This window comes from Halobacillus litoralis (assembly GCF_004101865.1).
Lineage (GTDB): Bacteria > Bacillota > Bacilli > Bacillales > Halobacillaceae > Halobacillus > Halobacillus litoralis_A.
The window spans coordinates 298996-319177 of the sequence record NZ_CP026118.1; the positions used below are offsets into that span (position 1 = coordinate 298996).

24 protein-coding genes are annotated in these 20182 nt (G+C 42.6%); all 24 read right to left on the reverse strand.

The window, feature by feature from the left end; translation table 11 throughout:
• Nucleotides 1–318: 318 nt before the first annotated feature.
• The gene (locus HLI_RS01530; RefSeq protein WP_206659633.1) at nucleotides 319–816 is read right to left on the reverse strand and encodes a chemotaxis protein CheD; all 498 of its coding nucleotides are present in this window, start codon (nucleotides 814–816) and stop codon (nucleotides 319–321) included.
• A complete protein-coding gene (locus tag HLI_RS01535; protein WP_128522740.1) occupies nucleotides 809–1459 on the reverse strand; it encodes a chemotaxis protein CheC in 651 nt (216 codons plus the stop codon). The genes HLI_RS01530 and HLI_RS01535 overlap by 8 nt, the downstream gene beginning before the upstream one ends.
• Entirely contained in the window at nucleotides 1452–1922 is a 471-nt protein-coding gene (locus HLI_RS01540; RefSeq protein ID WP_128522741.1) for a chemotaxis protein CheW, read from the reverse strand. Before HLI_RS01540 ends, HLI_RS01535 begins: the two co-directional genes overlap by 8 nt.
• 15 nt (nucleotides 1923–1937) lie before the next feature.
• Nucleotides 1938–3971 (reverse strand): chemotaxis protein CheA, encoded by a 2034-nt coding sequence (locus HLI_RS01545; RefSeq protein WP_128522742.1) that lies wholly within the window; start codon nucleotides 3969–3971, stop codon nucleotides 1938–1940.
• A 5-nt stretch (nucleotides 3972–3976) separates the two neighbouring features.
• A complete protein-coding gene (locus HLI_RS01550; protein WP_128522743.1) occupies nucleotides 3977–5029 on the reverse strand; it encodes a protein-glutamate methylesterase/protein-glutamine glutaminase in 1053 nt (350 codons plus the stop codon).
• A 4-nt stretch (nucleotides 5030–5033) separates the two neighbouring features.
• Nucleotides 5034–5891 (reverse strand): MinD/ParA family protein, encoded by an 858-nt coding sequence (locus HLI_RS01555; RefSeq protein ID WP_128522744.1) that lies wholly within the window; start codon nucleotides 5889–5891, stop codon nucleotides 5034–5036.
• Nucleotides 5875–6987, reverse strand: coding sequence for a flagellar biosynthesis GTPase FlhF (gene flhF, locus HLI_RS01560; RefSeq protein ID WP_128522745.1), 1113 nt, complete (start codon nucleotides 6985–6987; stop codon nucleotides 5875–5877). The genes HLI_RS01555 and flhF overlap by 17 nt, the downstream gene beginning before the upstream one ends.
• Nucleotides 6984–9017, reverse strand: a complete 2034-nt coding sequence (gene flhA, locus HLI_RS01565) for a flagellar biosynthesis protein FlhA (protein WP_128522746.1) — start codon at nucleotides 9015–9017, stop codon at nucleotides 6984–6986. Before flhA ends, flhF begins: the two co-directional genes overlap by 4 nt.
• Nucleotides 9018–9035: 18 nt before the next feature.
• Nucleotides 9036–10121, reverse strand: coding sequence for a flagellar biosynthesis protein FlhB (gene flhB, locus HLI_RS01570; protein ID WP_128522747.1), 1086 nt, complete (start codon nucleotides 10119–10121; stop codon nucleotides 9036–9038).
• A gap of 2 nt (nucleotides 10122–10123) precedes the next feature.
• Entirely contained in the window at nucleotides 10124–10903 is a 780-nt protein-coding gene (fliR, locus tag HLI_RS01575; RefSeq protein ID WP_128522748.1) for a flagellar biosynthetic protein FliR, read from the reverse strand.
• 3 nt (nucleotides 10904–10906) lie between these two features.
• Entirely contained in the window at nucleotides 10907–11176 is a 270-nt protein-coding gene (fliQ, locus tag HLI_RS01580) for a flagellar biosynthesis protein FliQ (RefSeq protein WP_128522749.1), read from the reverse strand.
• A gap of 15 nt (nucleotides 11177–11191) precedes the next feature.
• Nucleotides 11192–11857 carry a flagellar type III secretion system pore protein FliP gene (gene fliP / locus HLI_RS01585; RefSeq protein ID WP_128522750.1) on the reverse strand — a complete coding sequence of 222 codons (666 nt, stop codon included), beginning with the start codon at nucleotides 11855–11857 and terminating at the stop codon, nucleotides 11192–11194.
• Nucleotides 11850–12524, reverse strand: coding sequence for a flagellar biosynthetic protein FliO (locus tag HLI_RS01590; RefSeq protein ID WP_164908443.1), 675 nt, complete (start codon nucleotides 12522–12524; stop codon nucleotides 11850–11852). Before HLI_RS01590 ends, fliP begins: the two co-directional genes overlap by 8 nt.
• Before the next feature lie 13 nt (nucleotides 12525–12537).
• A complete protein-coding gene (locus HLI_RS01595; RefSeq protein WP_128522752.1) occupies nucleotides 12538–12900 on the reverse strand; it encodes a response regulator in 363 nt (120 codons plus the stop codon).
• Between the two features lie 30 nt (nucleotides 12901–12930).
• A complete protein-coding gene (fliY, locus tag HLI_RS01600; protein WP_128522753.1) occupies nucleotides 12931–14133 on the reverse strand; it encodes a flagellar motor switch phosphatase FliY in 1203 nt (400 codons plus the stop codon).
• Nucleotides 14126–15127, reverse strand: a complete 1002-nt coding sequence (gene fliM, locus HLI_RS01605) for a flagellar motor switch protein FliM (protein ID WP_128522754.1) — start codon at nucleotides 15125–15127, stop codon at nucleotides 14126–14128. The genes fliY and fliM overlap by 8 nt, the downstream gene beginning before the upstream one ends.
• Before the next feature lie 30 nt (nucleotides 15128–15157).
• Nucleotides 15158–15571: a flagellar basal body-associated protein FliL gene (fliL, locus tag HLI_RS01610; RefSeq protein WP_128522755.1), complete on the reverse strand. Its 414-nt coding sequence runs from the start codon at nucleotides 15569–15571 to the stop codon at nucleotides 15158–15160.
• Nucleotides 15568–15768: a flagellar FlbD family protein gene (locus HLI_RS01615; protein ID WP_347232255.1), complete on the reverse strand. Its 201-nt coding sequence runs from the start codon at nucleotides 15766–15768 to the stop codon at nucleotides 15568–15570. Before HLI_RS01615 ends, fliL begins: the two co-directional genes overlap by 4 nt.
• 64 nt (nucleotides 15769–15832) lie before the next feature.
• On the reverse strand, nucleotides 15833–16720 hold the full coding sequence (gene flgG, locus HLI_RS01620; RefSeq protein WP_128522757.1) for a flagellar basal body rod protein FlgG: 888 nt from the start codon (nucleotides 16718–16720) through the stop codon (nucleotides 15833–15835).
• Nucleotides 16721–16806: 86 nt separating this feature from the next.
• Nucleotides 16807–17172 carry a TIGR02530 family flagellar biosynthesis protein gene (locus tag HLI_RS01625; protein WP_128526787.1) on the reverse strand — a complete coding sequence of 122 codons (366 nt, stop codon included), beginning with the start codon at nucleotides 17170–17172 and terminating at the stop codon, nucleotides 16807–16809.
• Nucleotides 17173–17174: 2 nt separating this feature from the next.
• Nucleotides 17175–17642 (reverse strand): flagellar hook assembly protein FlgD, encoded by a 468-nt coding sequence (gene flgD / locus HLI_RS01630; protein ID WP_128522758.1) that lies wholly within the window; start codon nucleotides 17640–17642, stop codon nucleotides 17175–17177.
• 8 nt (nucleotides 17643–17650) lie between these two features.
• The gene (locus tag HLI_RS01635; protein WP_128522759.1) at nucleotides 17651–19117 is read right to left on the reverse strand and encodes a flagellar hook-length control protein FliK; all 1467 of its coding nucleotides are present in this window, start codon (nucleotides 19115–19117) and stop codon (nucleotides 17651–17653) included.
• A gap of 29 nt (nucleotides 19118–19146) precedes the next feature.
• A complete protein-coding gene (locus tag HLI_RS01640) occupies nucleotides 19147–19725 on the reverse strand; it encodes a MotE family protein (protein ID WP_128522760.1) in 579 nt (192 codons plus the stop codon).
• Nucleotides 19726–19729: 4 nt separating this feature from the next.
• Complete coding sequence (fliJ, locus tag HLI_RS01645; protein WP_128522761.1) at nucleotides 19730–20179, reverse strand: flagellar export protein FliJ; 450 nt, start codon at nucleotides 20177–20179, stop codon at nucleotides 19730–19732.
• Between the last annotated feature and the right edge of the window lie 3 nt (nucleotides 20180–20182).

Sequence of the window (20182 nt, forward strand, 5' to 3'; positions counted from 1 at the left end):
CTTATTGCTGATCTTCCTTCATTAAGTCTCGAATCATTTTTGAAGTTCCTTCTGCGTCGAACCCATCTGAAGATTCAGACGGCTCAGAAGAAAGAGAGTCCTCTGGATTCTCATTTAGACTGTGATCTTCTTTCCTTTTATCAACCGCAATTGCCGCCCAAACAAACCGAAACAGAAATGCTATTAAGAAAAACGAGAAAAAACATATGGTGCCTCTTATGATCGCTGTTTCAAAGGAAGTACTTTGAAAACTAATAAAAAACACAAAGATAAAACCCAAAATCGCCGCAATGAGATTCCACAATGCAGAACCTATCATTAAATCACACTTTCTCCACGATTTACTGTTCTGATATTTAGCTGAGTCGTCTCAGGATCGAACTCAATCGTCCTCCCACTCTTCCCACCGACTTCTTCTGCTACGATTGGAATGTTCAGTTGAGCTAGCTTTTGTTTCACTGCTTCCACATTCCTCGGGCCGATTCTCATCATGTCACTGGAAGATGTGAATTGGAACATTTGTGCCCCGCCAGCTATCTTTGCCTGTACGCGGTAAGGGAGCGCCCCTGTGTTGGTGATCTGGTCATAAAGATCAGCTATACCCGTGTCTGCATATTTCGCCCTGTTCATCGTTATTTTCTTTGCCATGGAAGAATCAGGCAGCATAATATGCAGCATCCCCCCGATCTTTTTCACCTCATCAAAAAGGATAATTCCCACACATGAGCCCAGACCGGAAGTGCGGATTCGATCAGGTGCTTTCACAATGTCCATATCCCCGATTCCAACTCTCACTAATCTTGCTACTTTACTCATGACCAGGGACTCCAAGGGAATGGAATATTTCACCATATGAATCCGGGTCAGGGAACAAGAAGAAATGGCCTTCCATCACGTCCGTCTGTGTATCTCCATCTGATAAAGATGTTTCTATGACGATTGCGTGATCACTCACTTGCGATGCTTCTATCAAACCCGTACTTAAAATCGCCCCCACCATATCTCTGGATAATGAAGGAACAGAAGGATAAAGATACAGATCGGTAAAATCACTGAGTGCCGTTAAATAGGAGCCTGAAAGGATATTCCCTAGTTCTTGCAGTGCTGAGGAAGCCAATTCAGCATCCTCTTCATGGTTTTCCCCGAAATTCGTCACACCCGTAAGAAGCGCTACAAAGCGATTCGCCTGCTGAGGAGGAAGAATAAAGAACATACTCCCAGGTGCATCTCCTTCTATTCTTAAGAAAATACTGACCATTTCCCTTTCCGCTCCGCCTGCTAATTCCATGACCTCATCAAAATCCACCACCTGGACGTCTGGAACATGCATATCAACCTTGCGCCCTAATAGCTTGGATAATGAAGTAGCTGCATGACCAGCACCGACATTACCGACTTCCTTCAATACATCCAAATGAAAAGAAGTCAATCTTCCATCAAACCTTTTTGTATTAAACATGAACCTTATTCAAAAGGTGGACATCTTCTTTGGAGAGTACCTTTTCCAAGTTTAATAGAATGAGAAGACGTTGATCCAATTTAGCTACCCCCTGGATGTATTCTGCTTCAACAGTCCCGATAACTTCAGGGGGAGGTTCAATAGTAGACTCATCAAGGTCAAGGACATCATTGGCAGCATCCACGATCAATCCGACGTTGAGGCCTTGAATAGTCACTGTTATGATTCGCGTCTGTTCAGTATTATCAGTACTTTCAATCTCAAACCTTTCTCGAAGGTCAATAATCGGAGTGACCACCCCGCGCAAATTCAACACACCTTTAACGAAAGGTTTTGTGCCGGGAACACGGGTGATCGGCATAATCCTTTCAATGGAGCCGACTTGCTCAACGGGTATGGTGTATTCTTCGTCTTTGATTTGAAAGACGATTACTTTCAACATTTGCTTGTCTTGTTCAGACATCTTTCATCCCTCCTACTATTTAATCAATGCATTGCTGTCTAGAATTAATGCGACTTGGCCATCACCTAAGATCGTTGCTCCTGAGATCGCGAATACTCCAGAGAGGTAATCGCCAAGTGATTTCAGAACTACTTCCTGTTGTCCTATGAAGGAATTTACAACGAGGGCTGCCATTTTATCTCCCTTACGGACTATGACTACAGAGTAATAATCATCTTCTTCTAAAGTCTCAGGTACTTCTAAAATATCTTTCAAAAAGACTAGTGGTACCACTTTCCCACGGAAATCTATCACTTTCTTATTATGGGCATGCATAATCTCTTCTTTTTTAACAATTGCTGTTTCGATAATCGATGATAACGGCACGGCATATTTTTCCTTTTGCACTTCTACGAGCATGACCGATATAATCGATAGTGTCAGTGGAAGCTGTATGGAAAACACACTGCCTTCACCCGGCACAGAGTCAATGGATATGTTGCCTCCAAGCGACTCAATCGTATTCTTAACTACATCGAGTCCCACTCCTCTTCCTGAAACATCAGAAATGATATCTGCTGTGGAAAAGCCGCTTTCCATGATTAGTTCAAAAACTTGGGAATCAGTCATATTGTACGCTTGTTCTTCTGTTACGACATTGTTAGCGATTGCTTTCTGCTCTACTTTATCCCGATTTATGCCACCGCCATCGTCCGAAATCTCTATAAAAACGTGGTTTCCACTATGATAGGCTTTCAATTCCAATTTCCCGGTAGGTGATTTCCCTTTGGATTCGCGCACATCAGGACTTTCAATTCCATGATCAAGAGCATTTCTTAACAAGTGGACGAGAGGGTCACCGATTTCATCGATAACTGTCCGGTCAAGTTCTGTTTCTGCACCCACAACGCTTAAGTCAATCTTCTTGTTCAAATCCCTTGAAAGCTGACGCACCATTCTCGGAAATCTGTTGAATACTTGTTCGACAGGCACCATGCGCATGTTCAAAATGATACTTTGCAAATCACCTGAGATTCTCGTCATACGTTCTACCGTTTCCTGCAATTCGCTATGTTTTAATTCATTTGAAATTTGCTCCAGACGCCCTCGATCAATTACCAATTCTTCGAATAAATTCATAAGCACATCTAAGCGATCAATATTAATTCGGATAGTCTTATTCGCTACTTGTTTGGTTTCCTTTTCTCCACTGTTTTGCTTCTGCATATCTGCCTTTGTTTCTGTTTTAGTGATTGCCGTTTGTTCAGCAGATTCCGTTTCTGCCTCCCTCCCGGTTTCGAGGCGGGAAGGAGCTTCAAAAACACCCGCCTGAACATGATCGATTTCTGATACTTTATTTATTCTATTTTGGATTTCTTCAGCAGACTCTCCCGTAATTAATAAAACGGTAAAGCTCGTTTCGAATTCCTCATTTTCCAATTGTTCAACAGTCGGCTGCGAGTGGATGACTTCACCGCATTGTTCCAGAATTTCAAAAACCATGTACACACGGGCCGCTTTCAGTAAACAATCTTCCCTTAGAGCGACTTCCACCCGAAAATTGTTTTGGCCCTGTTCAGAGGATTGCTCCAATACAGCAGAGGTGAATTCATCAATTTGAAGTTCATTTGAAGCCATATTATGAGCATCGATCGGCTCTTCGTGTGGGATAGTACTCGTTGTAGGTAACTCTCCATTTTCAATCGATTGAAGGAGATGGACCACCTTCTCTACATTTCTTTCCCCAGTCCCCCCTTCTGCAATATCAATGACCATTGCTTCAAGGTCATCGACAGAATCAAAAACGACATCAAGGATATTTTCATCCACTGACACTTTTTCATTTCGGACAGCATCCAGCACATTTTCCATCTTATGCGTCAAATTGGATAAATCCTGATATCCCATCGTCGCGGACATACCTTTCAGTGTATGTGCAGAGCGGAATATTTCATTTACAATCGTAATGTCTTGTGGATTTTTCTCTAAAACTAACAGATGATCATTAATGGCTTGTAAATGTTCTTTGCTTTCATCGATAAAAACTTCTAAATATTGATTTATTTCCATTACTTCTACCCCCTTTTTATTTGAAGCGACTCTATGATACTTCGGCTGATATCCCTAAGTTCTCTAACTTCATCAGCCAGACCTGATTTAACGATCGCTTTGGGCATGCCGTAAACGACACAAGAGGTTTCAGCTTCAGCAATACTGTGTGTCCCCCCTGCTCGTTGTTTAAGTTCAAATAACCCTTCAGCTCCATCCGCTCCCATTCCCGTCATAACAACCGATGTAGTCGAGATGCCTTTCAATTGGGAAAGGGAGGAAAATAACCGGTTCACCGAAGGTCTGTGACCATGGACTGGATCAGATTCATCCAATTCAATGACTAATTCATTCTGTTTCTGACGAACGTGCATATGATACCCGCCCGGGGCAATATAAGCCGTTCCATTTATCAACTTCTCTAAGTGCTCTGCCTCTTTCACCTGAATGCTGCAAAGTTTATCAAGCCGGTCAGCCAGTGACTTTGTAAATCCTTTAGGCATATGCTGGACGACTGCAATCGGCGCGGGAAGGTCACCTGGCAGTGAAGTCAATACTTGTTGAAGTGCTCTCGGACCACCTGTGGAAGTTCCGATAGCTACAAGATTACCTTTAAGTTGATAATCATCAGGCAACGGGACTTTTTTATGGAGGAGCGGCTGTTCACATGTGACGACATTCGCGTCACTTGCAACCAGAACTTTTTTGATGATATGACTGTCCACAGTTTCCATATCCAGTGAAATCGATCCTGATGGTTTTTGGATGAAATCAACAGCACCAAGACTCATAGCCTTAACCGTACTTTCGGCACCCTCTTTAGTCAGACTTGATACCATGACGACAGGCTTCGGATTTTTTTTCATAATATGATCCAAAGCTTCCAAACCATCCATTATGGGCATTTCAACATCCAGTGTGATGACATCAGGTTTCAGCATCTCCATCTTCTGAAGGCAATCTTTCCCATTACGGGCTGTCCCGACAACTTCGATCCGATAATCTTTATTCAAAATATCTGTCAGAATACGTCGCATGAATGCAGAGTCATCAACAATCAGTACATTAACTTTCTTCATATCGTTACCTCTCAAATACTAATCTTTTTAACTTTGCCATAAACGAGTCAGCTTGCCTCATCTGTACCTGCCCATTCAAATATTTTCGGACAATCTGATCCAGCGACTTACTCGCTTTGCTGCCAGGCTGGTCTATTACGAAGGGTAACTGTTGATTGACAGCCTTTAAAACCACCCGGTCATCAGGAATCGTTCCAAGTGATTCAATATCCACATTGAGAAAACGTTTGACTACCATTTGTAAACGATTGAAAGTCTGTTGACCATTTTCGTTACTCAAAGAACGGTTTACTAGGACCTTGATTGGCAATTTCGGATCTTTTTTCACTAAGTGTTTAATCATTGCATAGCCATCCGTGATGGAAGTTGGTTCAGGGGTTGTTACGACAAAGGCTTCATGCGCGGCACTGATGAAATTCAAACTATCATTGGTTGCTCCAGCTCCCATATCAAATAGAATATAATCATAAATGCCGGTTAAATCTGCAAATTGTCTTTGAAAATATGAAAATTTTTCATCATCCAGTTGGAAAATTTGCGACAATCCTGAGCCTCCTGCTATGTAAGATAGGGAATTTGGCCCTGATTCAATAATTTCACTAAATTCCAACTCCTCTTTGAATAAATCCACAAAAGAATATTTAGGTGTCAGACCTAAAAGAATATCAACGTTCCCCATACCGATATCCAAGTCGAATAAAAGAACGCGTTTCTTTTGTTCGATCAATTTCAGGGCAAAATTTATAGAAAAATTGGATTTGCCAACTCCCCCTTTACCACTTGCAATCGCTATCGTTTTAGCGGGGGGTGTATGTTCATTTTGCTTCATACGAGTGCGGAGCAGCTCAGCTTGATCCTTCATTCACGAATCCCTCCATGACGCTTCTCGCCATGTTCATTGCAGAAGCTTCCCTTATATCATCGGGGACGTTTTGTCCGTTTGTCAGATAAGCTGCACCGACTCCATGAGTAATCATCATATTGATGGCACTTCCGATACTCGCTGTTTCATCAGCCTTCGTGAAAATCATCTGGTGAATGGGAATATCGTGAAATTGCTCGAATATCTCCTTCATATCGCTATATTTACTCGTTAAACCTAACACAAGGAAGTTGTCGGAATCCTCTTCAAAGTCAATCATTTCCTTCAACTCATGAACATAAGAAGCATCTCTGAAGTTTCGGCCAGCCGTATCGACTAAGACGAGGTCATAATCTTTCAACTTTTCTTTCGCTTCTCTGTAATCTTCTGAACTATAAGCAACCTCAAGCGGAATATCCAAAATCTTTGCATACGTTTTCAACTGATCAATAGCTGCGATTCTGTAAGTATCTGTGGTTATGAAACCCACACGTAGGTTATGATTCAAAGCAGCGTCTGCGGCAAGCTTTGCTAAAGTTGTTGTTTTCCCGACTCCAGTAGGTCCGACTAAATGGACGAAAGGTTTCCTGAATGTAGGTCTTCCAAAGGGGGAACTTTTCAGTTGCTCGTATAATTCTTTTACCAGGAGACGGCCTATGGCATTCCGATCCTCATTTTCCTGGTACTTCTCTCTGACATTTTCTATGACAAGACGAGAAATCGCATCCTCAACTTCTTGATCCCGCATGTGTTGATAAGCTTCTTGAAAAAGTGGAGGATAATCGGGTTTTTGGCTGTTTAACATCGATTTCAATTGTTGCAGTTCTCTCATGATTTCCCGGTTATCCTGCACCCCTGACTCTTTCTCCGGTACTAAATCTGGAAGCTCGTCTTCCTTTTTCTCTCTTTTCACCATTTTAGGTTCTGGAGGATCTATGGCTGCAATCACTTCCGTTTGATTTTTTTTGAACATCCCGAGAAATCCACCAGTCTTGATGACCTTCGAGTTCAATATAACGGCGTCTGCCCCTAAGTCGTCCCTTACTTTCTTCATCACTTCAGGCATTGTCCCCGCTTGGAATTTTTTCACCTTCATGCTACATTCACCACCCCTATACTCTGAACTTCCACAGTTGGTTCTAATTCGTTATAAGATAAGACGACCACTTGTGGTAAAAAGCGATCCAGTAATTGTTTCACATACATGCGGACAGCTGGTGAGCATAGAAGAATCGCTGTCTCTTCCTGCAGTGACATTTGCTCGACTTGCTCAGCCACCGCCGTAATGATCGCTTGTTGATTATCAGGATCCAGTGCTAAGTAGCTGCCATGTTCGGTCTGTTGGATGTTTTCCGCAATGACTTTCTCCACTTTTCCGGACACAGTGATCACTTTCACGCGATGGTCTTCTTTCTTATATTGATTTGTGATCTGAGCAGATAGGGACTGCCGTGCATATTCACCTAATAACTCAGTATCGTTCGTCATCTTGGCGAAATCGGCAAGCGTTTCAAAAATAACGGGTAAATTTTTCACAGATATATTTTCACGGAGCAGCTTGGCTAAAACCTTTTGGATATCCCCTACACTGAGAGGTTCCGGTGTTACTTCTTCCACTAAAATCGGATAGGATTCTTTAAGGTGATCGATCAGTTGCTGGGTTTCTTGACGGCCTAACAGAGCGTGAGCCTGCTGCTTGATGATCTCAGTGATATGTGTCGAAACGACAGAGGGCGGATCAACAACTGTATAGCCGGATAATTCCGCTTCATCCTTTTGCTCTTCTGTAATCCATTTAGCTGGAAGACCGAATGCAGGTTCTTGTGTATCAATGCCTTCGATTCCACCATCATCATCTCCAGGGCTCATTGCTAAGTAATGATCAAGGAGAAGCTCACCCTGGGCGACTTGATTACCTTTAACCTTCAAACGGTATTCATTCGGGTTCAACTGGATATTATCTCTGATACGAACGACCGGGATAACGATTCCAAGCTCGATCGCTAACTGTCTTCTGATCATGACGATCCGGTCTAACAAGTCTCCACCTTGATTCGTGTCGGCAATCGGAATCAGCGCATAGCCGAACTCAAATTCAATCGGATCCATACTGATTAAGTTAACGACATTCTCCGGTGATTTCATTTGATCACTTTCTGCTTCATCCAGCTCTTCTGGTTCGTCAAGTTCAGGTTCTGGGTCTTCTCTGGACAGCCAATAACCCCCAAACCCTAGCACACCAGCAATCAATGTGGTAAGTAAAATCGGAATCGGTGTTAAACCGAGCAGGAATATCGTTATAGCTGCAATGTAAAGCATTTTTGGGTAACGTAACAACTGGCTCGTCACATCTGAACTCAAATTACCCTGTGACGCTACTCGGGTAACGACTATTCCTGTGGCTGTCGAAATGAGCAAGGCAGGTATCTGACTGACAAGCCCATCTCCAACTGTTAAACGCATATATGTATCAATCGCTTCAGTAAAGGACATGCCCATTTGGACCATCCCTATTATCAAACCGAAAATAATGTTGATCAAAACGATGATGATACCGGCGATGGCATCTCCTTTGACGAATTTACTCGCCCCATCCATCGCACCGTAAAAGTCAGCTTCATTTTCAATTTTTTCACGCCGGTCTTTAGCCTGGTGTTCATTGATCATTCCTGCATTCAAATCAGCATCGATACTCATTTGTTTACCAGGCATCGCATCAAGGGTGAATCTTGCTGCAACTTCGGATACCCTTTCCGCACCTTTAGTGATGACTAAAAACTGTATGATGACAAGGATAACGAAAACGACAAACCCGACAAGCGGATTCCCGCCAATGACAAAGGTTCCGAATGTGGCAATGACCCCACCAGCCTCAGCTTCCGAGAGGATGGAACGAGTAGTAGAGACATTCAATCCTAAACGGAATAATGTCAGTAATAACAAAAGGGTCGGGAATACGGCAAACTGGAGGGCTTCATCCATGTTCATAGATACCAAAATAACGATAAGCGCTAAGGTGATATTCACAAGGATAAAGAAACTAAGGAGCCACCCGGGCAAAGGTATGACAAGCATGATGATAATTAAAATCACACCGATAATTACTGATAAATCTCTCGCTGACATGAGGGCTACTCCTTTCTGTTACATTTTTTTCTCCAGTTGATAAACATAAGCCAAAACTTCAGCTACAGCTTTATAAAACTGTTCATCAATCGGTTGGTCGATTTCGGAATGCTGATAAAGAGAACGTGCCAATGGACGGTTTTCGACCGTTATTACATCATTGGATCTGGCAACCTCTTTAATCTTCAAAGCGAGAAAATCCACCCCTTTGGCTACGACAAAAGGAGCTTCCGACTTTGATTCCTCATATTTGATAGCAATCGCATAGTGAGTCGGATTGGTAATGACTACGTCGGCATCCGGGACTTCACTCATCATCCGGGAAGCGGACATCTGTCTTTGCTTCTCTTTGATTTTCGCTTTGATTTGAGGGTCCCCTTCCATGTTCTTATGTTCATCTTTGATGTCTTTCTTTGACATCCTTATGTTTTTTTCATGGTCATACCTTTGATATGTATAATCAAGAACCGATAGAATAAGTAAAGCCAGTGCAGAGGCTAACCCCATAATCGTCGTAATGGTTCCGAAAAAGGCAAGCGCCACCTCTACCGACTTTTGAGACATCATAAGCATTTGATCTTTGTTGACCCAGATGATGGCAAATGTAATGACACCCACCATACTTATTTTCAATAAAGATTTCAGCAGCTCAACGAGGGCCCGTGCCGAGAAAATTCTTTTAGCACCTTTGATCGGATCCAGCTTTTTCAAATCCACTTTCAATGGTTCACCTGTAAACATGATTCCGACCTGCAAAAGATTCGAAGCAAGCCCGGCCACAATCGCTACCCCCATGATCGGTGCAATCACTTTTGTAATTTCGATCGTCATTTCTACGAACATCGAATGGGTTTGTTTCTGTGTCAGGTCACGATGGATGTATTCGCTGAAGGCAAGCTCATACATTCCTGTCATCGTTCCCTTCATATATCCACCGAGTAAAAATAAAGCTCCGAAGACTAAGAGCAGCAGAAACCCAGTATTTACATCCTGACTTTTGGGAACTTGTCCTTTTTTCCTTGTGTCCTGCCTTTTCTTTGGTGTGGCTTCTTCCGTTTTCTCATCGGCAGCAAAATACTGAAGATCCAAGTTCAAATAAAGCATTGTCATCCACCTCCGAACAATTGCATGAGTCCGCGCATCGTCTCTAACATCGTTTCAAATAAATTCTGAATCAGCATGACATAAAACGTCATCGCAATGACTAAAAGAGAAAGAGCGACGAAGATTTTCAATGGCAGACCTACCACAAAAACATTCAATTGAGGAACCGTCCGGGCGATGATGCCAAGTGCAATATCGACTAAAAATAAACAGCCTACAATAGGAGTGGCCATCAAAAAAGCAATGATGAACATTTTATTGAAGGAATGAATCACATATTCAATCCAACCTTCATCTCTGAATGGGATGAATTGATCGATACCAACTAATTCATAACTGTAAAAAACACCGTCGATCATCAAATGGTGACCATCCACTGCCAGGATGAAAAGCAGTGTAATAATATACAAATATTGCCCGATCAACGGGCTTTGGGCACCCGTTTGCGGATCTATGACATTTGCAATGGCAAAGCCCATTTGAAAATCAATGAAGCCTCCAGCGATTTGTATGGCAGACAGGATGATGTAGGCCAATAAACCAACGGCTATCCCAACAGCAGCTTCCTTGAATAATAAAAGAAAATATTCTGCATCGATCACCAACTCTGGCGTCGGGACTGTAAAGTACATAATGCTGGCTAAGAAAAAACTGAAAGCAACCTTATGCCGTGTAGGCACAGTCTGATAAGAAAACAAAGGCAAAGTGACAAAAAAAGAAGTCACTCTCACTAATATAAGAAGAAAAGCAGGTAAATTCGCTAAATTGATCGAGTCGAGCATACGTTACCCCACCAATATATTCAGATTACTGAATATATTTTCTGCAAAATCTACCATATTGGTGAGCATCCATGGACCGAAAACGATCAACCCGATCATTACGGCAACGATTTTGGGAATGAAAGCTAACGTCTGTTCCTGGATTTGAGTGGTGGCTTGAAAAATACTGACAATCAGACCGACCGCCAAAGCCAAAATCAATAAAGGGCCAGATATGAGTAAAACAGTGTAAATTCCTTCTTTTGCGAATGATATGACCAAATTGCTGTTCATCTTGTTACCCCCTATCTAAAACCCTTCTAATAATGACTTGGAAATCAAGTACCAACCATCTACCAGCACAAAAAGTAATATTTTGAACGGGAGTGAAATCATCACTGGCGGAAGCATCATCATCCCCATAGACATGAGAACACTGGCGACAGCCATATCGATGACTAGAAACGGGACAAAGATCATGAATCCCATCTGAAAAGCAGTCTTCAATTCACTAATAGCAAAAGCAGGTACGAGTGTTGTCAGCGGAACATCCTGAATCGTTTCCGGGGCATCCATATCGGAATAATTCATAAATAAAGCTAAATCTTTCTGCCTCGTATGTTTCCCCATGAAGTCTTTCATCGGGATGCTTGCTTCTTCATAAGCTTCATCAAGGGTGATTTCCTCATTGAACAAAGGGGTCAACGCCTCGTCGTTAACTTCCTGGAATGTCGGTGCCATAATGAAAAAAGTAAGAAACAAAGCAATTCCGATCAGAACCTGGTTCGGAGGCATTGACTGTGTAGCCAATGACGTTCGAACAAAGGAAAGTACGATCAAAATCCTGGTGAAGCTTGTCATCAAAATCAAAATTCCAGGAGCTAACGAGAGGACGGTCAATAACAGCAGTAACTTTACTGAGGTAGCGACACTTTCGGGATCTGAACTTGAAAAAATATCAATGAACTCATTCATGATCTTGATCCCTCCTATCCTCATCGACCGCTTGCTTTCTCTTCTTCTTCATATCATTCAGTTGGTTTTCGAATAGCTGTTGGAACTGGATCGAGGAATCACTTGATTTCGGCTGGTCATTCTTCTGCTTCCATTTACCGATCCATTTGTCCATCGCAAACGGTGTTGAACCTTGAGTTTGTTCATCTTGTTGCATCAACGTGTTCTTTGTAGACTCGTCCGTGATTTCAGCAATCATTTCCACGGATTCTCCTACACCGAGGATGAATACTTGACCGCCTATCCTTACTGCCTGGATCGAACGGTTCGGCCCAAGGTTCATTCCACCGAGATTTTCCATAGTTTTGTTGCGATTAAACAATTTATTTTTTTGATTAAAAAATTTCAACAGGCCATAAATGAGTGCGACGACAAATATTAATGCGAAAATAAGCTTTATGATATTCCAAACTAACGAAGAGCTTGATGCATCCTCTTGGCTTTCTATCTCCTCCTCTACAGGCGGCTGTTCTTGGTCACCTGTAGATTCAGAAGATGGGCACCCTTCCAATTGAGGGTTCTCAAGGCATTCATAGGCAGATGGCTGGGCCGCCGCCACCATAGGTACCGATGCTATGAAGACACCGACCAGTGCTAGAATGATTGTCAATCTAGTTGTCTTAAACATGTACATTCCTACTTTAACTCAATGCTTTTTGGATAGCCTCAATTACGCGATCTGCTTGAAAAGGCTTGACTATGAAATCTTTAGCCCCAGCTTGAATCGCGTCCACGACCATTGCTTGCTGCCCCATTGCTGAACACATAATGACCTTCGCATTCGGATTATGCGCTTTGATTTCTTTCAAAGCTGTAATTCCATCCATTTCGGGCATCGTAATATCCATTGTCACAAGATCCGGCTGGGTATCTTTATATATTTCTACAGCTTTCTGTCCGTCTTCTGCTTCACCTGCAATTTCATATCCATTCTTAGTCAGAATATCTTTCACCATCATCCGCATAAATGCTGCATCATCTACAATCAAAATTCTTTCTGCCATTTTTATTTCCTCCTCTTATCAACTTGTGTATTATCGTAATTTTGTCAGTCGTTCTTTCGGACTGAGAATATCTGTTACCCGCACACCAAAGTTTTCATCTATGACGACGACTTCGCCCTTGGCCATTAATTTATCATTCACATGGATATCGACAGGCTCTCCAGCAAGTTTATCCAACTCCAGGACGGAGCCGGAAGACAATTCCAGGATTTCCTTAACCGTACGCTTCGTACGACCGAGTTCTACTGTCACCTTCAAAGGGATGTCCATTAACATATCCAGGTTCTTCTGTTCAGACCCATTCAGTTGAACATTGTCAAAGTTCTGGAACTCAGCACTTTGTATATTCGCTTCCTCTACACCTTGTCCAGCAGGGCCTCCGACATATTGCGGGGAACTTTGCTGCTGATGGGCCGGAGCTTCCTGCTGCATCTGTTCCTGGTGGTGTCCAGTGGGCTTTTGCTCAGGTGCTTGAGGGGCTGGTTCGGGTTCGGGTTGGGGAGGTCCCTCTTGCCCTTTGCTTGATACGACCTCTTCCTCTTCTTGTGGAGGGTTCATCAATTCTTCCACGAGTTCTTTAGCGAAACCTACTGGTATCAATTGCATAATGTTAGAATCTATCAATTCGCCGACTTGCAACTGGAACGATACTTTCACTAATACTTCATCATTGGGAATCGTTTCGGTTCCTTTATCTTCTTCCAGATCCAAGACATCGATAGCTGGTGGGGAGATGTCCACTTTTTTATTAAAAATCGTAGACATGCTCGTAGCCGCAGAACCCATCATTTGGTTCATCGCTTCCTGGACGGCGCTTAACGCAATCTCATTCAAATGTTCATCAGGATTCTCACCGTCCCCGCCTAACATTAAATCTGCGATAATTGCTGCATCTTTCGTATTGATAACAAGTACGTTTTCACCAGAAAATCCATCTGTATAAGTGACTCCGATAGTCACATAAGGCTTCGGAAATTCATTCGGTAAGTCGGCACGACCAACGACTGAAATCTCCGGTGTCGTAATTTCCACTTTTTGATTTAATAATGAAGACAAAGCTGTCGCAGAGCTTCCAAAAGAAATGTTCCCGATCTCCCCGAGAGCATCTTCTTCTAATGTCGATAAATGTTCCTCTTGCTTGATAGAAGCGGAGGGATCCTCTGTCTTGGCATCATCCCCCCCGCCGTTCAATAGCGCATCAATTTCGTCCTGGGATAACATATCATCACTCATCTTGTCCGGCACCCCCTCTATACTCCTCTATAACTTGGACAGCCAATTTGTTTTTCGATTTTCCTGGCTGTATATAAAACTTCTCTTCATCATCCACTTTCAGCCTCATCGGCTGGTCGATCGCCTGGTCGAGTCGAATGACATCCTCTTCCTTCATCTCCAGAAATTGCTGAATCGACATGTCAGCTTCTCCCAAGATGGCACGCATATCCAGCTCTGCCCCTTTAAGTGTCCTGCTCAAAGCTTCGATTTCTTCCGGGTCACGGTCTTTCGGTTGTTCTTTCTGCATCCAATAGTGGACAGATAATTTAGGTATGATCGGTTCAAGAACGACATGAGGAATACATATATTGATCATGCCGCTTGTTTCTCCGATCGTGGTATTCAAAGAGACTACGACGACCGTCTCGTTCGGTGACACCATCTGCAGGAATTGCGGGTTGACTTCGAATTCCTCTAACATCGGGTCAATATCAACGATAGACCCCCATGCCTCTTGATAGTTTTCCAGTGAACGTTCAAAGAGATGGGACATGATCGTTGTTTCAATTTCGGTCAGATTATCAACTTTGTTGACACTGCTTCCTTTTCCTCCCAGCACGCGGTCCATCATGGCATAAGCGATATTAGGGTTGGTTTCCATTAAAATGCGCCCTTCAAGGGGAGGTACGCTGAATATATTCAGGATCGTCATCGTCGGAATCGATCGAATAAACTCTTCATAAGGCAATTGATCGACGGATGCGACTTCGATGTTCACATACGTCCTAAGCTGTGCTGAAAAATAAGTCGTCAATAGTCTCGAGAAGTTTTCATGGATCCTTGATAAACTTCTGATCTGGTCTTTGGAAAAACGGAGAGCCCTTTTAAAATCATAAACTCTCACTTTCTTTTCTTTTTCTTCATTTCTTAATTCTTCCGCATTCATTTCCCCTGTTGATAATGCGGACAATAACGAATCGATTTCATTCTGCGAGAGAACCTCTTCTGCCAAAACCTCACCCCCCTTTCATCATGCATTCAATTATTGAAGGACTTTGTTGACGGTATATACATCAGTGATTTTTCCTTCTGTCATGACCTCATTAAGCTTCAGCTTAATTTTCTCTTCCAAATTGGATAGACCGGATTTGAAAGCCTTTGCCTCCATCGTGGCCAGTTCCTTGATCAGCAAATTTTTCAGTTGAAAGTCTCTTTTTTCTAATTCTTCCAATGAATCTTTACTATCCGTGACGATCCGGAAGCTGATTCTGACGTAATCGCCGCTTTGGAGGTCTGTGGTAATTTCTTCTGTTACAAGTGAAGACTCACGGATATCATCGATTGACCGCTCTCCACTAGCTTCCGAATCGTTGAAATTAAAAACAATTATAAGAGCTACAACACCTAAAATGGTCAGCGCACTCAATGTGATCATCATCGTTTTGAATATGTTCATCGATCCTTTTCACCTACCTTATCTACAACACGCAGCAGACCAATTTGCTGGTAAAATTTTTTCACCTGTCTTACGACCTCTTCTTCTGATTCTTTAACAAGAAAAGTTCTCCCTGACGTTGTTGTAATCGTTGTATCAGGGTTGGATTGGATGTGTTCTATGTAGATTGCATTGAATGTGAACGGTTGTCCGTTCAATTTAGATAAAGAAATCATAGATTGATAGGGAGGGCCTGAAAAGAAGCCCTCCTACTCCCTTCTGTTATCGCTTCAAGTTAACAAGTTCCTGTAAGATTTCATCAGAAGTTGTTATGATTCTCGTATTGGCTTGGAACCCCCGCTGTGCCGTAATCATCTCAGTGAAAGATTCAGCAAGGTCGACGTTGGACATTTCAAGAGCTCCTGACACCATCTGGCCTGTACCGTCCTGACCGGCTACAAGCAGGTCATCCAGACCCTCTATTGCCGCACCAGCATTCTCTGTATATTGGAATGAATTACCGCCTATCTTTTCCAATCCGCTAGGGTTTGAGAAGTTTGCGAGACGAACTTGGCCAGCCATTTGTGGATCGCCATTTTCATCTACGTAGTTGACCGATCCATCAGTTTGGATACTGAAGCTTTGAGCTGTATCAGGGATCGTAATGATTCCTGCTGATTCTTCTCCTTCAGGTTGACCGACAAGATATTTACCTTCGTTATTGACAATTGCGCCATCTGAATCAAGGTAGAAGTTCCCCGCTCTCGTAAAACTTGTGTTCACATTCTGCAAATTAATCGTTTGTACTTCAGGATCGATTTCCTCAGTCCCGCCTTCTGCGAGAATGAACATCCCATCTCCTTCAAGAGATAAATCCAATGGACGGTTCGTTGTTTGTCGGTTTCCCTGGGTATGGATGGTATCAATGGAACCTACTTGAGATCCTAACCCGACTTGGGAAGGGTTGAGTCCGCCACGCACGTTATCTCCACCAGCGCCTACCGTCGGACCTTGGGCTCCTGACATGGTTTGGCTCATCATATCCTGGAAGGTGACCCGACCTTTTTTAAAGCCATAAGTATTGACATTGGCGATATTATTACCAATTGTGTCTAATTTGGTTTGAAAACCTTTCATTCCGGAAATACCTGAATACATTGAACGTAACATAATAAAAACATTCCTTTCGGTTATGTGGAGTCCATCCGCTTCTGTCAGTCAGCAGATGGTAACAGGCCTCCCATTCTGGGTCCAGCCTAATCATTAATGAAAATCGTTCCGTTGATGTTCGTGAATATTTGAGAGGCGGATTCTTCTCGAGCGAGAGCGGTCACGACTGTACGGTTCTTCGTACTGACTACTAAAGTTGCTTCGTTTGTAATTACCAGTGAATCTGTGACTCCTTTTTGCTTTGCTTCATTCATCTTTGATGAAATCTTTTCCCAGGCGGAATCACTGATAGCTATGTCCCGGTCTTCCAACCTTTGTTTTGCATGTTTACTGACTTTAATACCCTGCGCTTCTTCTAAAACATTTCTGAATGAATGATCTACTTTAGGTTGAGAATTTTTTTTACTCGGAATATTCAGTGGCCGGTGCAATGCCTGTACACGAGGGTCCATCATCAATCGCCTGCCTTCTCGTCTCCTGCGCTTTCTGTAAGGTCACTGACCTTTGATATGCTTTCGACAGGGACCGTCTCACCAGATTTCATTTCCAAATAGGTGCTGCCTTCTTTCTGGTTGACAGCTTGTACAACCTCTGTTTCCATCTGATCGAACAACCCGGATTCTTCATCATAGACAGGATACGTCACTTCTTTACCAATCAGACCGCTATACTGGATCAATGGGGGCATACTTTGGCTATCCATGAAGCCTTGCAGCGACTGTGACATATTCGTCATCTGTTCCAGGCTTGAGAACTCTGTCATTTGAGAAATGAACTCCTTGTCTTTCATCGGATCAAGCGGATTTTGATTCTTTATTTGGGCCATCAATATTTTCAGGAAATCATCTTTCCCGAGGCTATTGCTTCCTGTTCCCCTAGTTTGCTGGTTTTGCAAATAGAGAGATGGATCTATTTTTGTCATAAAATCACCTATGCTTTCTCATTCATTAACAGTTCGTGAAAAGTAAGCTCATCTTCATCAGGTTCTTCTTTATGCTCGGAAGATTGATCAGCTTGGCCTCCGCTTTGCTCGTCAAACGCTTGCTCTTCATCCCAGCCAAACTCTTGCTGCAGATGCTGTGCATTCAAGGCATCACTTTTTTCTACTACCACCTGTTGTGGTGAGAACATATGTCTCAATTGACTCATATTTCCTTCAAGCATCTCTTTAGCTGCCTGGCTGCTGACTAAGATTTTCACAGCCATTTCCCCATTTATTTGAGCGAACTTGACTGTCAAATCACCAAGGTTTGCTGGACGGAGTTTGATTTGCAATTCCATACTGCCAGGTTTATTCGACAACATCCGACTTGAATTGAGAATGCGCTCAAATTGCTGAAGCAACTGTTTTTGTGAAGATGAGGCATCCTGGTTTTGGTTGACATGGATGACATGCTGCTCCACTTTCGTCATTGGAATCACTGACTGATTTGTAGGGTTGGTGTTTTTTATATTTGACGCTTGTTCTGTAGAGTTATTATTTTCCACAGCTTGCTGCACCCATTTTGCTATGTCTTTTCCAGTTACCGGCATTTGGCGATGATAGCTCTGCGGCATATTCATTCTGTTTTGAAATGTCGTCATCAACTGTTGAAAGATTTTTTGCTCCTGGGCGCTTCCATCCTTTGTCACTTTCGCAAGCAACTGCCCCCAATCACCTTTCCCTTGGACATGCAGCGACTCTGCCAGCTTACTGAATTGTTGCAGCAGATCTTTGATGGCAGTTCCTGTTTTTGCATCAAGTTCAGTTGAAGCCTCTGCCTGTAACAGAGGACTCACAAGTTGCTGGAATTTCTGCCAAAGTTTATGCAGGTTCTCTATGCTGTCTGTATTCTTTGCGGCAACATGTTGTGATTGTCCATTCATAGAGGGATGAGCAATAAATATAATGGGGTCATTACCAGTGGAGCCCTGTTTATTATCTCCTGTCATACTTTGCAAAAGTTTGAGTTGGTCAAAAACCCCAATCATGAGATCAGTCATCTGCTTACTCTCTTCAGCAGCTGTGTCCAGATCAAGTTCCTTCCACTGAGCTTTCAGTTTCTCTAACTCAGCTTTAATAGCTCCGAGTTTCTCAGTGTCCAAGTTCGCCAGGGAGCTCTCTGTATCATTCAGCAGTTCTTCACTTAATTTGATTAAGTTACCCAACGGGCCGACCTCTTCTGTGAGATTCTCCATTTTTTCCATCAATTGCTCGAGCTTCTTTTTCAATGCAGCTAGCTCATCTGAAAATTCTTTCTGTGACAATCCTTCAGTCAGATTTGCTGAATCCAGCGTTTTCAACTCTGAAAAAAGTTTCTGGAAGGGAGAATCTTTTCCTTGTTCCTTTACAGAAGCTATCCCTTTATCCAGATTAAGTTTCGGTGAGCTGAAAAGATTCGATAAAATCGGATTCATCCTTATTCACCTCCTTTCAATAAAATCCATTATTCTTCTAATAGAATACTTGCAATCTCTGCAGCAGCTTCTGGATCCATCTGACCTAATATTTCTCCTCTTTCCTCACTAGACACTTCTCTCATCACTTGCACCGCTAAGGTCTGACTCATACTCCCAATAATCGGAGCCGCCTCTTCAGGATCCATTTCTTGAAAAGAGGCCGCCAAATCCTTTGCTTTTTGATTTGGATCTTCACCATCTTCCGGCAAGCTATCCTCAAGCTCCTTTTCGAGTTTAAGAATCTGTTGATCCATTTCTTCTATGGTTGCTTGCTTTTGATCAGCATCCTGCTGCAATTGTTCAATTTCTACATCTTTATTGGCAACCATCGCCTGCAAACGATCCATTTCTTCCGGGTCCGATGCTGGCTCGTCGGTAGAAGTGACTTCTGAAACCCCAGGGATTTTTTTCGCATATTTTTCAGCTTCCTCGAACACATTGATTCCTGACAATGTCAGGACAATCAACGTCAAGGTAAGGAGAAATATGAAAGGAATGACGATCGCAAAAAAGACTTTCTGAATTTTGTTTCCTTTTGGTTTGTCGTTATGTACACCCTTCGCCATCCGATCACCTATTCTGAAAATTTAAGTACTGTTGCATGGACAACTCGTCCATATGCTTATTTTCTTCACTCTTAACCCAGTTTTGGTATTTTAGATATTTATTTTCAATTAACGTTTCGTACTTCTTCACTTCTACGTGAGCTTCCGTCAATTTTGATTGGGATTGTTGCATTTTAACTCTTGCTTGCTGGACAGCAGGCTGAAGAGAATCTATTTTCTTTTCAAGGCGGGCGATATAGTTTTGATGCTGGATGAATGAGCCTGCTTGCACAGTTTTCTCTGAAAGCTTGCGGTTAAATTCGTGGACTGCGGTTTCTTTCTTCTTCAATGCGTCATATAACTGCTCAGCTTTCCTTTCAAAAATATCTACAGCTTCTTGATGGAACAGCTGTTTTTCACGCTTTTCCTTGTCTCTTATATCTTTGATCTTTTCAAATGTTTGTATATCCGCCAAGAT

Coding starts and splice junctions, on each gene's coding strand:
- HLI_RS01530 (WP_206659633.1), bottom strand. CDS start 816: ATGAGTAAAGTAGCAAGATTAGTGAGAGTTGGAATCGGGGATATGGAC.
- HLI_RS01535 (WP_128522740.1), bottom strand. CDS start 1,459: ATGTTTAATACAAAAAGGTTTGATGGAAGATTGACTTCTTTTCATTTG.
- HLI_RS01540 (WP_128522741.1), bottom strand. CDS start 1,922: ATGTCTGAACAAGACAAGCAAATGTTGAAAGTAATCGTCTTTCAAATC.
- HLI_RS01545 (WP_128522742.1), bottom strand. CDS start 3,971: ATGGAAATAAATCAATATTTAGAAGTTTTTATCGATGAAAGCAAAGAA.
- HLI_RS01550 (WP_128522743.1), bottom strand. CDS start 5,029: ATGAAGAAAGTTAATGTACTGATTGTTGATGACTCTGCATTCATGCGA.
- HLI_RS01555 (WP_128522744.1), bottom strand. CDS start 5,891: ATGAAGGATCAAGCTGAGCTGCTCCGCACTCGTATGAAGCAAAATGAA.
- flhF (WP_128522745.1), bottom strand. CDS start 6,987: ATGAAGGTGAAAAAATTCCAAGCGGGGACAATGCCTGAAGTGATGAAG.
- flhA (WP_128522746.1), bottom strand. CDS start 9,017: ATGTCAGCGAGAGATTTATCAGTAATTATCGGTGTGATTTTAATTATC.
- flhB (WP_128522747.1), bottom strand. CDS start 10,121: ATGCTTTATTTGAACTTGGATCTTCAGTATTTTGCTGCCGATGAGAAA.
- fliR (WP_128522748.1), bottom strand. CDS start 10,903: ATGCTCGACTCGATCAATTTAGCGAATTTACCTGCTTTTCTTCTTATA.
- fliQ (WP_128522749.1), bottom strand. CDS start 11,176: ATGAACAGCAATTTGGTCATATCATTCGCAAAAGAAGGAATTTACACT.
- fliP (WP_128522750.1), bottom strand. CDS start 11,857: ATGAATGAGTTCATTGATATTTTTTCAAGTTCAGATCCCGAAAGTGTC.
- HLI_RS01590 (WP_164908443.1), bottom strand. CDS start 12,524: ATGTTTAAGACAACTAGATTGACAATCATTCTAGCACTGGTCGGTGTC.
- HLI_RS01595 (WP_128522752.1), bottom strand. CDS start 12,900: ATGGCAGAAAGAATTTTGATTGTAGATGATGCAGCATTTATGCGGATG.
- fliY (WP_128522753.1), bottom strand. CDS start 14,133: ATGAGTGATGATATGTTATCCCAGGACGAAATTGATGCGCTATTGAAC.
- fliL (WP_128522755.1), bottom strand. CDS start 15,571: ATGAACATATTCAAAACGATGATGATCACATTGAGTGCGCTGACCATT.
- flgG (WP_128522757.1), bottom strand. CDS start 16,720: ATGTTACGTTCAATGTATTCAGGTATTTCCGGAATGAAAGGTTTTCAA.
- HLI_RS01625 (WP_128526787.1), bottom strand. CDS start 17,172: ATGGACCCTCGTGTACAGGCATTGCACCGGCCACTGAATATTCCGAGT.
- flgD (WP_128522758.1), bottom strand. CDS start 17,642: ATGACAAAAATAGATCCATCTCTCTATTTGCAAAACCAGCAAACTAGG.
- HLI_RS01635 (WP_128522759.1), bottom strand. CDS start 19,117: ATGAATCCGATTTTATCGAATCTTTTCAGCTCACCGAAACTTAATCTG.
- HLI_RS01640 (WP_128522760.1), bottom strand. CDS start 19,725: ATGGCGAAGGGTGTACATAACGACAAACCAAAAGGAAACAAAATTCAG.